General features: G+C 67.8%; 10 protein-coding genes. 6 read left to right on the top strand and 4 right to left on the bottom strand.

Features of this window, described 5'->3' with window-relative positions:
• Positions 1 to 168: 168 nt before the first annotated feature.
• Positions 169 to 1,911, bottom strand: a complete 1,743-nt coding sequence (locus tag B0E41_RS20140; protein WP_077333763.1) for an FAD-dependent oxidoreductase — start codon at positions 1,909 to 1,911, stop codon at positions 169 to 171.
• Positions 1,912 to 1,913: 2 nt separating this feature from the next.
• A complete protein-coding gene (locus B0E41_RS20135; protein WP_077333761.1) occupies positions 1,914 to 2,708 on the bottom strand; it encodes a ThiF family adenylyltransferase in 795 nt (264 codons plus the stop codon).
• 167 nt (positions 2,709 to 2,875) lie between these two features.
• Between B0E41_RS20135 and B0E41_RS20130 the strand changes: the two genes are divergently transcribed.
• The 6 genes from B0E41_RS20130 to B0E41_RS20105 all read left to right on the top strand — a co-directional run bounded on the left by B0E41_RS20130 (position 2,876) and on the right by B0E41_RS20105 (position 9,975).
• A complete protein-coding gene (locus B0E41_RS20130; protein WP_077333759.1) occupies positions 2,876 to 3,709 on the top strand; it encodes an IclR family transcriptional regulator in 834 nt (277 codons plus the stop codon).
• A 115-nt stretch (positions 3,710 to 3,824) separates the two neighbouring features.
• Positions 3,825 to 5,561: an FAD-dependent oxidoreductase gene (locus tag B0E41_RS20125; RefSeq protein WP_253195038.1), complete on the top strand. Its 1,737-nt coding sequence runs from the start codon at positions 3,825 to 3,827 to the stop codon at positions 5,559 to 5,561.
• Between the two features lie 67 nt (positions 5,562 to 5,628).
• The gene (locus tag B0E41_RS20120; protein ID WP_077333757.1) at positions 5,629 to 6,255 is read left to right on the top strand and encodes an NIPSNAP family protein; all 627 of its coding nucleotides are present in this window, start codon (positions 5,629 to 5,631) and stop codon (positions 6,253 to 6,255) included.
• A 7-nt stretch (positions 6,256 to 6,262) separates the two neighbouring features.
• Positions 6,263 to 7,078, top strand: coding sequence for a TIM barrel protein (locus B0E41_RS20115; RefSeq protein ID WP_077333755.1), 816 nt, complete (start codon positions 6,263 to 6,265; stop codon positions 7,076 to 7,078).
• A gap of 138 nt (positions 7,079 to 7,216) precedes the next feature.
• Positions 7,217 to 8,392 carry an acyl-CoA dehydrogenase family protein gene (locus tag B0E41_RS20110; protein ID WP_077333753.1) on the top strand — a complete coding sequence of 392 codons (1,176 nt, stop codon included), beginning with the start codon at positions 7,217 to 7,219 and terminating at the stop codon, positions 8,390 to 8,392.
• A gap of 5 nt (positions 8,393 to 8,397) precedes the next feature.
• Positions 8,398 to 9,975, top strand: coding sequence for a CoA-transferase (locus B0E41_RS20105; protein ID WP_077333811.1), 1,578 nt, complete (start codon positions 8,398 to 8,400; stop codon positions 9,973 to 9,975).
• Between the two features lie 21 nt (positions 9,976 to 9,996).
• Here the strand turns inward: B0E41_RS20105 and B0E41_RS20100 are convergent, their stop codons facing one another.
• Positions 9,997 to 11,040 carry a J domain-containing protein gene (locus B0E41_RS20100; RefSeq protein ID WP_143433926.1) on the bottom strand — a complete coding sequence of 348 codons (1,044 nt, stop codon included), beginning with the start codon at positions 11,038 to 11,040 and terminating at the stop codon, positions 9,997 to 9,999.
• Between the two features lie 154 nt (positions 11,041 to 11,194).
• Complete coding sequence (locus tag B0E41_RS20095) at positions 11,195 to 12,139, bottom strand: LysR family transcriptional regulator (RefSeq protein ID WP_077333749.1); 945 nt, start codon at positions 12,137 to 12,139, stop codon at positions 11,195 to 11,197.
• Positions 12,140 to 12,167: the final 28 nt, after the last annotated feature.

Below are 12,167 nucleotides of genomic sequence, written 5' to 3'. Positions count from 1 at the left end.
AGGAACCCACAACGGCCTGTCGGGGCCGTCAGGGAAGCTGGCGCGGGGTTCAGGGCGGCGCGTGGTTCATGGGGCTTGTCTCCAGAGGTGAGGTGAATCCCGTTGGGCGCAGCGACGTTCTTGCTCGACGTGTTCAGCGCTCAATGGGGCGGTTTTGTGCAGGCGTGTTCAGTGCCGTCCCGCGAGGCTGCGGGCCGCCGCATGGCGGGCCGCGAGGCAACCGAACACCAGGCCGGGGCCAAGGGTGATGCCGGGCGCGGTGTAGACGCCGCCCATGATGGAGTGCATGTCGTTGCCCACGGCGTACAGGCCGGCGATGGGCTCGCCGTTCGCATCGAGCACGCGGGCATCGCCATCGGTGGCGAAGCCGGTGGCGGCACCGATGTCGCCCGGGTAGAGCTTCACGGCGTAGAACGGCGCGGTGGTCAGCGGACCGAGGTTGGGGTTCTTGTGGCCCGCGGTGGCGTCGCCGATGTTCTGCTGGTAGGCCGTCACCCCGCGCTGGAAGTCCGGGTCCACACCGGTCTGCGCACAGACGTTGATCTTCTGCACGCTGGCCTTCAGGCCGGCGGCGCTGATGCAGAGCTTGCCCGCCAGCTCGTCGAGCGTGTCGCCGCGGTTGAGGTAGCCGTCGGCCAGAAACGGCGCCATGTCCTTCGCGCTGGCACCGGGGCGCACCATGCCGATGCCGTACGTCTGAAGGGCGGTCGCGTCGCACACCAGGTAAGCCGGCACGCTGGCGGTGGCTTGCATGGCGAGGCCGAACAGGTGGTACGAGGTGCTTTCGTTGACGAAGCGCTCGCCCGCCTGGTTCACGGTGAGCATGCCGGGCTTGGCACGGTCCATCACGAAATGCGGGAACATGGCCGTGCTGCCGTCGGCCCGCTGGCGCAGCGAGACCGGTGCCCAGAAGGCGTTGCTCAGCGCGCCCTGCCCGTACACCGCGCCCGCGTCTTTGGCCAGTGCGTGCGCCTCGGCGGTGTGGCCGAGAGCGGCCGGGCACCAGTCGATGTCGGCCCCCGGCAGCATCGCGGCACGCAGATCGGGGTGGCGGTTGAAGCCGCCGCTGGCGAGCACCACGCCGCCCTTGGCGGCCACGCTGCGCCACCCGTCTTGATCTGTGCCCTGCCCCCTGAGCACCACGCCGCTCACACCGTGGGCATCGCGTTCGAAGCGCTCGACCGAGGTGTTGAGCACGAGCGTCACATGGGCGTGTGTCGACAGTGAATACAACAGCCGCGCCACCAGCGCGTTGCCCATCACCAGGCGCGTGCCGCGCGGGTGGCTCAGGCGGTCCGCCGCGTGGCGCCCGATGATCTTGAGCGAGTGTTTGAACGAAGCCCACGACTGGGTGAGCGCCAGCAGGTGGTTGATGTCGGTGCGGTCCACCATCATGCCGCCGAGCACGGTGAACTCGGGGATGGGCGGGCGCACGAGCTTGAAGAGGTCCCCGAGCAGGCGTCCGTCAAACGGCAGTGGCTCCAGTGCGCGGCCGTTCAGCGTGGCGCCACCCAGGTCGGAGATGTAGTCCGGGTGTTTGGCGTAGGGCCGGAACTTCACATTGCTGCGGTCTTCGATCTGGCGGATCACCTCGGGGCCGTGGTCCAGAAAGGCCTGGCGCAATGCTAGCGGCGTGCGCTCGCCGATGGCGTTGCTCAGGTAGCGCGCGGCGTCGGCCAGTGTGTCGTTCGGGTTCACGGCGGCCGCGTGGTGCGTGCCCGGTACCCAGGTGGTGCCAGCCGACCACGCCGTGGTACCGCCCACGAACCCGGTGCGCTCGACGAGCAGCACTTGCCTGCCTTCGAGGGCCGCGAACAGCGCCGTCGCCATGCCCGCGCCACCGGCGCCGATCACGACCAGGTCGTGGGTGGCATCGGCGGGGAGCTGGTTCAACGAGTTCAGGACTTGCATGCTCACTTGCCCAGGAGGAAGTCGACCATCAAGTCGCGCACCCGCGCAAACATGTCAGTACCGGTCATCGTGCTGCAGCCCTTGGCCCGCGCCGCCGCGATGAAGGGCGTGATGGCCGGCGCGGTGATCACGCAGCCGCAGAACATGCGGGCGTCGAGCTTCGTCACGTCCAGCGGGTACGGGTCGCTCTCTTTCATGCCCACCGGCGTGGCGTTGATCACGATGTCGAAACCCGTCGGGTCGGCGCTGCCGTGGCCCACCGGGCAGCGGTTCAAACCAGCCAGGCGCTCCACCAGCGCGGCGCGGCGCTGTTCGTCCGGGTCGAAGATGGCGAGTTCGCGGACGCCGGCCATTACCAGCGCGTGCGCGATGGCCGAGCCCGCACCGCCCGCGCCCACCAGCAGAGCCTTTTTGCCCGCCGGCTGGCCACCGTTGTCCTGCATGGCGGTGACGAAGCCCAGCCCATCGAACATGTCGCCGTGCCAGCTGCCGTCGGCGTTGCGGCGCATGGTGTTCACCGTGTGCAGGAAGGCAGCGCGCTCGGAGGTGCTGGCGCAGAGATCGGTGCAGGCGAACTTGTGCGGCACGGTGACGATGATGCCGTCCACGTTGTGTGCCAGCGAGACGCCGCGCACCCAGTCGGCCAGGTGGGCAGGCGCCACGTGGGCCGGCACACAGATCGCGTTGCAGCCGTGTTCGGCAAAGGCCTGCGTCACGCCGGCCGGCGATTTCACCTGGGCAATCGGGTCGCCGACGATGTAGTGGAGGCGGCTGGCGCCGTCGAGGGTGTCGTTCACGGGTCTTGTCTCCTGCGGGTCGGTTCACACCCGTTGTCCGGGCTGTTGGTGCAAATCATATCCAAAACTGGAATCATGTTCAACTATTGAATGTTGTTCTTTTTTTGACTAGACTCCGATCCAGCTGAGCACACAGCCCGCACCACCCCACCACCAGAGACCACCCCATGAACGGCGTCCTCGAACGAACCCTCGGCATCCTCGAACTGCTCTCGCAACACGGCGAAGGCATGGAGCTGGCAGCCGTGGCCGACCAGCTCAACATCCCGCGCAGCGCCGTGCACCGCCTGCTCGCCGACCTGGTGCGGCTGGGTTATGTGCGCCAGGCGCGCGGCCACGGCGACTACCTGCTCACCACCAAGCTGGTCAGCATGGGCCTCTCGTACCTCAGCAACAGCGGCATCGTGGACATCGCGCAGCCGCTGCTCAACCGCCTGGCCGAGCTGTCCGGCGAGCTGGTGCGCCTCTCGGTGGTGGACGGTGAGCGCCTCACCTGGGTGGCCCGCGCACAAGGCGCGCGGCAAGGCCTGCGCTACGACCCCGACATGGGCAGCGACGCCCGCCTGTCGTGTTCGTCGTCCGGCTGGGCCTGGCTGTCCACACTGGACGACAACGCCGGCATGGCCCTGGTGGCGAAACAGGGCCTGGGCCTGCCCGAGCAGTTTGGCCCGGCCGCCCCGACCACCCTGCAAGCCGTGCTGGACGCCGTGCACACCACGCGCGAACGCGGCTACAGCCTGACGGTGGACACCTACAGCCTGGGCCTGTCTGCCATGTCGGCGCCGGTGCGCTTCGCCGGCCAGCCCGCCATGGGTGTGATCACCATCGCCGGGCCCACGGTGCGTTTCACCGTCGAGCGCATGGAAGCGCTGGCGCCCGAGCTGCTGTCCACCGCCTCGCAACTGGCCGCCGCCAGCGGGGCCTCGCCCTTCTTCCAGCTCACGGCCGAGACCGGCGCGCCTGGCGACGTCAAAGGCCGCAAGCCGATCTACGCCGTCTGAACATGACGCCCCCCCGTTGCTTGCTCGCTGCGCGCAGCCGCATACCCCCTCCAGGGGGCGACACCAGCGGCCCGGCGAAGCCGGTTCCGCGGTGTCCCTTGGTTGGGGCATCGCCGTGAGCGACCTCCAATGCGACTTGTTGGTGATCGGCTCCGGCGCGGGCGGCCTGTCGGCCGCCGTGACGGCGGCTCACCTTGGCCTCAAAGTGATCGTCGCCGAGAAGGACCCTCAGTTCGGTGGCACCACCGCCTGGTCGGGCGGCTGGATGTGGCTGCCGCGCAACCCGCTGGCGGTCGAAGCCGGCATCGTCGAGCCCATCGAGGAACCCCTGGCCTACCTGCGCCACGAACTCGGCGACCGTTTTGACGAAGCCCGCGCCCGCGCCTTCCTGGAAGCCGCACCGCGCATGGTGGAGTTCTTCCGTTCAAAAACCGCGCTGCGGTTCATCGACGGCAACGCCATCCCCGATTTCCACGGCCGCACGCCACACGCGTCGCTCGGCGGCCGCTCGCTGTGTGCCGCGCCCTTCGATGGTCGGCGTCTCGGAAAGCGCATTGCCGACCTCAAGCCACCGCTGCCCGAGACCACGCTCTGGGGCATGGGCATCGCTTCAGGCGCCGAGCTGCGCCACTTCTTCAACGCCTTTCGCAAACCGGCCTCGCTCTGGTACGTGACGAAGCGCGTGCTGGCCCATTGGAAAGACCTGCTGCTGCACCGCCGCGGCATGCGGCTGGTGAACGGCAACGCGCTGGTCGCGGGGCTCGCGGTCTCGGCCTTCGAGGCGGGTGTCGAGATTCGAATCAACTGCCCCGCGCGGCGTCTGCTGCGTGGCTCGGATGAAAGAGGCGAACGCGTGACCGGCGCCGTGCTCGCCACACCCGAAGGGGTGATCGAAGTCCGTGCCCGCTGCGGCGTGGTGCTGGCCTGCGGCGGCTTCCCGCACGACGAGCAGCGCAAGCGCGCGTTGCTGCCCCACGCCCCCACCGGGCGCGAACACTGGTCCGCCGCTTCGCGCAGCAACACCGGCGACGGCCTGCGCCTGGGTGAAACCGCCGGTGGCTGCGTGGCCACCGATGGCGCGCAAGCCGCGGCGCTGGCGCCGGTGTCGCTGGTGCCGCTGGTGCCGCGCGCCGATGGCTCGTTCGCGCACTTCCCGCACCTGATCGAGCGCGGCAAGCCCGGCCTGATCGCCGTCACCCGGCGCGGACAGCGCTTCACCAACGAGGCCGACTCGTACCACGACTTCATGCAGGCCCTGCTGGCCGCGCTGCCCGCGGGCGAACCGGTGCAGGCCTGGCTGGTCTGCGACCATGCCTTCATGCGCCACTACGGCCTGGGCGCCGCCAAGCCAGCCCCCATGCCGCTGGGCCCGATGCTCGCCAATGGCTACGTGAAGCGTGGCACCACGCTGGCCGATCTGGCCAGGGTCTGCGGCATCGATGGCGATGCGCTGCGGAAGACGGTGCAACGCTACAACGCGCAGGCGCTCGCCGGCAAAGACGATGACTTCGCCAAGGGCGAGACGCCCTACAACCACATGCAGGGCGACGCGCCCTTTGCGGCCGAACGCGGCTGGCCCAACCCCTGCATGGGACCGCTGGAACGCGGCCCGTTCTACGCGGTGAAAGTGGTGGCGGGCAGCCTAGGCACCTTTGCCGGGCTGAAGACCAACGACCACGCGCAGGTGCTCGACGCACAGGGCCAACCCATCGCCGGCCTCTACGCCGGCGGCAACGACATGAATTCGATGATGGCCGGCCACTACCCGAGCGGCGGCATCACGCTGGGGCCAGCGATGACGTTTGGCTTTCTTGCGGCACACCACATGACAGGCGGAGAGCCCTCACCCTAGCCCTCTCCCCGGGGGGAGAGGGAACAGGACACCGCTTTCTACAAACATTCAACCAAGGACACCCCACATGCACTACGAACTCGCCACCATGACCCTGCCGTTCGGCACCGCCGGCACGGCCGCCCAGAACGTGCAGGCCTACTGCAACGCACCCGAAGCGAAGGGCGAGTTGCTCGCCTGCTGGTTCACCGACATCGGCCAGCTCAATCAGATGATCGTGCTGCGCGGCTTCGCGTCGTTGACCGACCTGCAAGCCGAGCGTGAACGCACACAGAACAGCGCTTCGCCATTCGGCAACGGCGAGATCTTCCAGACGCTGGAGCAGCACAGCTACCAGGGTTTCCCGTGGATGAAGCCGGTGCGCCCGAGCGCCGAGAGCGGCATCAGCGGCCCGGTGTACGAGATCCGCACCTACGGCATCAAGCCGGGCGGCGTGTTGCCCACCATCGACCTCTGGGAACAGCACGTGCCGGCGCGCGATCAGCTCTCGCCCTGCGTGGTCGCCATGGTCGCGCTCGACGGGCCCCTGCGCTTCACCAACATCTGGGCCTACCCCTCGCTGGACGCGCGCAGCAAGGCCCGCGCCGAGGCGGTGGCACAAGGCATCTGGCCACCCAAGGGTGGCCCGGTACACCTGACGACGAACATGGTCTCGACCATCGCGCTGCCGACGGCCGCCTCTCCCTTGAAGTGAGCTGAACATGGCCCGCGTCTATTCACTCGCCTACCTCAGCTCGCACCGCTGCACACCACCCGAAGCGATCCGCGTGGCCGCGGCCAACGGCTACCAGTACGTCGGCCTGCGCCTGTGGCCCAACGCGCCGGGCGCACCACAGCAGTTTTTGCTCGGCAAACCCGAGATGTTGAAGGAAACGCAGGCCGCAATGGCCGACACCGGCGTGGGCGTGTTCGATGTCGAGATCATCCGCATCGGCGAAAACTTCGACCCGCACACCTGGGACGCGCTGTACGACACCTGCGCGGCGCTCAAGGCCAAGGCCATCCTCATCGCCGGAGACGACACCAACGAGGCCCGCCTGACGGCGAACTACGCGCGACTGTGCGAGGTGATGCAGCCCTACGGCCTGACCGCCGACCTGGAGTTCATGCCCTGGACGGCGGTGAAGGACGCGAAGAGTGCACTGCGGGTCGTGCAGAACGCCGGTTCACAGGCCAACGCCGGCATCCTGGTCGACGCGCTGCACTTCGGCCGCTCGACCACCACGCTCGACGACATCCGCGCCATCCCGCGCGGCCTGCTGCACTACGCGCAGATCTGCGATGCCGTGGCCGGCACGCACTTCACCACCGAAGAAATGATCCACACCGCGCGCTGTGAACGCCTGCTGCCGGGCGATGGAACCATCGACGTGCAGGGCCCGTTCGACGCCCTGCCCGCCGACCTGCCGGTGAGTGTGGAGGTGGTGAACTTCGAGCGCGAGAAAACCGCCGACCCCACCGCATGGGCGGGCATCTGTCTGGCCGCGAGCCGCCCGATCGTCGAGCCTCGCGACTGACCTGAAAGACATCCATGGTGATTCCGTTCGATCACATTTCCCGGCTGCCCTTCTTCTTCGGCGCCCGCTGGTTCAGCAGTGCTTGAGCGCAAGCCTCGCTTCGCTCCACCCACTTTGAAAACGCACTGAAAGAACCCCATGGATTTCGCCCTCAACGACGAACAGAAAATGATGATCGACACCATCCGTCGCTTCATCGCCGAAGAACTCAAGCCCCTCGAAGACGCGCTGGAAAACACCGGTGCGCTGCCCGAGGCCGATGCCCGGCGCATCCACGCCAAGGCCAAAGAACTGGGCCTGTACGCGCTCAACATGCCGGCCGAACTCGGCGGTGGTGGCCTGTCGAACCTGGACCGCATCCTTTGTGAAGAGCAGTTCGGCCACACCACCGACATGCTGATCCGCCGCGCCTTTGGCAACGTCTACGAGCCGCTGCTGCATTGCAAGGGTGAACAGATTGAACGCTGGCTCAAGCCTTCCGTGGAAGGCACCCGCACCTGCGCCATCACGATCACGGAATCCGGCGCCGGCTCGGACGCCGCGGGCATCAAGACCCACGCCAAGCGCAACAGCGAAGGCCAGTGGGTGCTCAACGGCAGCAAACATTTCATCAGCGACGGCGTGTGGTCCGACTTCTTCCTCGTCTCGGCCCGTACCGACAGTGCAGCGGGCGAAAAAGAGATCAGCATGTTCATGGTCGACAAGGGCCTGCCCGGCTTCACCGTCGGCAAGGACCAGATGATGATGGGCATCCGCGGAACGCCGCACCTGGAGCTGTTCTTCGACAACGTGGTGCTGGACGACGCCACGCTGCTGGGCGAGCAGGGCCAGGGCTTCAAGCTCGCCATGGGTGCGCTCAACGTGGTGCGCCTGGCGCAGGTGGGCGCGCGCGCCGTGGGCAAAGCCACGCACGTGTGCGAGCTGATGCTGACCTACGCCAATGACCGCAAACAGTTCAACACCCGCATCGGCGATTTCCAGATGGTGCAGCAGATGCTGGCCGACAGCGTGATCGAGATCAACGCCGCGCGCTGGATGGTCTACCACGCGGCCTGGATGCTGGACCAGGGCCTGGACGCGCGCGAACAGATCGCCATGGTCAAGGTGCACGCGGCCGAAACGCTGGGCCGCGTGGTGGACCGCGCGGTGCAGGTGTTCGGCGGCATGGGCTTCTGCAAGGAGCTGCCGATCGAGCGCTACTACCGCGACGCCCGCATTTACCGCATCTTCGACGGCACATCGGAGATTCACCGCGGCGTGATCGCCAAGAGCGCGCTGAAAAAAGGCGCCGTGCTGTTCGACGTGAACCGGTGATCGCCATGAACAGCAAGTTCATGAGCGCTGCCGACGCAGCGAACCTGATCAAGGACAACGACACCGTGGGCCTGATGGGCGGCGGGGGTGGCCTGATGGAGGCGGCACATCTGTTCGAGGCCGTGCAGGCGCGCTTTCTCGCCACACAGGCTCCGCGCAAGCTCACGCTCATGCACGCGCTGGGCATCGGCGACAAGAAGACCAAGGGCATGAACTGCTTCGCGCACGAGGGCCTGGTGAAGAAGGTCATCGGCGGTCACTGGGTCTGGTCGCCGGCCATGCAACAGCTGGCGCTCAGCAACCAGATCGAGGCCTACATCCTGCCCGGCGGCGTGAGCAGCCAGCTCATGCGCGAGATCGGCGCGGGACGCCCCGGCCTGATCAGCCACGTGGGCCTGGGCACGGTCTGCGACCCGCGCTTTGGCGGCGGCCGCATGAACGATGCCGCGAAAGACGAGCTCGCCGAAGTGATCCAGATCGACGGCCGCGAGTGGCTGCGCTACAAGCCCTTCCCCATCCACGTCGCCATCGTGCGCGCCAGCGCCGCCGATGAAGACGGCAGCATCAGCTTCGAACACGAAGCCGCCAACCTCGATGCGCAGTCGCTCGCATTGGCCGCGCGCAACAGCGGTGGCACGGTGATCGTGCAGGTGAAGGAGCGCCTGCCGAAAGGCGCGCTCAAGGCGCGCGAGGTTCGCATTCCCGCCGCCTGGGTGGACGTCATCGTGGTCGACCCGGCGCAGCAGACCAGCTACAACATCCCGTTCGACCCGGCCTTCAGCGGTGAACTCACCGGCGCCGCGCGCCACGCGAGCGAAACGGAAGACCACGCACGCGAACTCGCGGCGTCACAGGAGGCCTTCAGCGAACGCCAGGCCGTGGCGCGCCGTGCGCATGTGGAACTCTTCAACACCGGCAAGCCGCGCCCGGTCATCAACTACGGCGTGGGCGTGCCCGACGCCGTGGCCAAGCTGATCGCGGTGCGCAACGAGCAGCACCGCGTCTACCAGACCATCGAACACGGCACCTACGGCGGCACGCTGATGGACGGCGTGCTGTTCGGTTACGCGCGCAACGCCACGGCCATGCTGGACGCGGCGACGCAGTTCGACTTTTACGGCGGTGGCGGGCTGGACGTGGCCTGCCTCGGCTTCGGCGAGTTCGACGCCGAAGGCAGCGTCAACGTCTCGCGCCTGGGCGGCGTCACCGTCGGCCCCGGCGGCTTCATCGACATCGCGCAGAACGCGAAGAAGCTGGTGTTCTGCGGCACGCTCGCGGCCAAGGGCGTGAAGCTGCAAACCGGCGACGGCCAGATGCGCGTGCTGCAGCAAGGCGGCGTGAAAAAACTGGTGAAGCAGGTCGACCAGATCACCTTCAGCGGCCCCCAAGGCCTGGTGCGCGGTCAGCAGGTGCTCTACCTCACCGAGCGCGGCAGCTTCCGCCTCACCGCTCAGGGAATCGAGCTGTTCGAGATCGCGCCCGGCATCGATCTGCAGCGCGACATCCTCGATCAGATGGACTTCGCACCGCTCGTGGCCCAAGACCTGAAGGTCATGGACGCAGCGCACTTCACGGCCGCCTGATCGGCGTCCGCCAGCCGTTCGCTAACGCTGCGAACGCAGCGTGTCGTAGGCCTCGCTCACGCGCTTGAACTCGCGCTCGGCGAGCTTCTGCACCAGCGGCGGCACATGCCCGAGGCGGTCGGGGTGGTATTGCTGCAGCAACGCGCGGCGGGCGCGCTCCACGGCGTCCCAGGGACTGTCTTCTTCCAGGCCCAACACGGACCACGGCGTGGCTTCGGTGCTGCCGTCCGCCAACGCTTCATCGCCCTCCTCGTCTTCGTCGGCGTGGTCCTCGGCCTCAAGCACCTCAATGCGTTGCACCAAGCACACCGACGCCTGCCAGTGCACCGCGTACTCGGTCTGGCAGGTCGGGCAACGCACCTCGCCCGGGCTGTCCAGCAAGGGAATGCGCAGGCGCTTCTGGCAACACACACAACGCAGGATGGGCGGTTGATGCGGGGCCGCTGGAGACGGCTCAGCGGCAGCCTCGGCGTTCGCACCCAGCGCGGCCCGCAGGCGCTCGGTTTTCGACAGCGGGCGGCAGGCCAGTTCGGCGCGCACCGCCTCACTCACCGAGGCGTTCCCGCCGTGCCCCTGATGCAACACCGCCAGCTCGTCCACGCTCAGCGACTGCAGGGGCCGCGAGCGGTTGGCCGGTGGCAGCAGCACCAGATCGGCCGGCTCGGTGTCCAGCAACTGGCGCACGTGCCAGATGTCTTCGCCCGTCAGCGGCATCGACGCCAGCGCGTCGGCCGGCTCGACCAGACCGGCCAGCATCTCAACAGTCAACGAAGGAAGGTCGAGCAACACGGCGCTGCCCTGGGCCACATCGTCGTCCAGCGACTCGATGGGCCGAAAGCCGATGCGCAGCTGGCTCAGGCTCCAGTAGCTCACGCCCATGGCAGCGGCCAGTTCACCCAGCGACAGGTCCCGCTCTGCCGCGCATTGCATCAGCGCCGCAATCAGCAAGCCCCCCGGGCGCTTCAGGCCGTCGGGATCGATCCGGCCGCTCCAGGGCTCGGGCGGACTTTCAACGGGCCTGTTGGGGAAGGACGACGCAAAAGCGTGGGCGGTGGCAGTGGGCATGGCAAGAGGCTGTTCGGGAAGGACAACCAGGCGAAGACAAAGCGGGATCGTACAGGGTAAACCCGCAAAACCTGGGCATCCGCTGGTCGGTCGGCGCCCCCAATGGCCACCTGCGCCACGGGGCGGCGGCGCTGGCGATGAGCGCCTTCTTGTTTCAGGATGACACCTCCGTGTCGTGTGCCGACATCACCCGTGTGGTGTCCATGAACAGCTCGGCGCACACCCCGCGCAACCAGCGGTTGGCCGGGTCGTGCTGAAACCGGGCGAGCCAGTGTTGTTTGACCACAAAGGTGGGGATCGGCACCGGGCACGGCAGCACCTGGAGGCCGGCCGAACGGGCCAGGGTTTCGCCGATGTGCCGAGGCAGCGTCGCCAGCAGGTCGGTCGTGGACAGGATGGCGGACAGGCCCAGAAAACCCGGCAGCTTCAGGCTGACCTGTCGCTCCACGCCGCGCTCGGCCATGGCCCTTTCCAGCAGCAACTGACCCGTCCCCGACACGATCCCCGCGTGAGACTCGCGCCGGTACTGGGCCAGCGTGAGACGCCCCTGGATGCGCGGATGCCTCGCATTGGCCAGGCAGACCCAGTCCTGAATGAAGAGTGCCTGCTGGAAAAAACCCGCGTCCAGGCGGGGGATGAGCCCCAGCGCCAGGTCGGCCTCACCCGACTCCAGCGCGCGGGCAATGCCCGGGTGGATCGTGGCCGCCTCCAGCTGCACGTGGGGCGCCAGCGCCCGCACATGGGTGAACAGGCGCGGCAGCAAGGTGATGTGGCTCGCGTCGGTCATGAAGATGCGAAACCCGCGCCGGGCCGTGGTGGGGTCAAAGCCCGCCTGCGCCTCGGACAGGCGGCGCAAACCGTCAAGCACCTCGCGCACAGTGCCCATCAGCGCGTCGGTGCGCGGCGTGGGCTGCATGCCCTGCGGCGTGCGCACGAACAGCGGGTCACCCAGCAGCTCGCGCAAGCGGCCCAGCCCGATGCTGATGGTTGGCTGGCTCTGGCCCAGCAGCTCGGCGGTGCGGGTGACGCTGCCGGTGCTGTGCAGCGTGTCCAGCAGCCGCAGCAGCCTGATGTCGATCAGTGGAATGTCCTGGCTCATGTGTGGGTTCGTGTATTGAAGAATGCAA

Origin of the sequence: Hydrogenophaga sp. A37 (assembly GCF_002001205.1) — a bacterium.
Taxonomy (GTDB): domain Bacteria; phylum Pseudomonadota; class Gammaproteobacteria; order Burkholderiales; family Burkholderiaceae_C; genus Hydrogenophaga.
This window is presented reverse-complemented; position numbering and strand designations above follow the sequence as displayed.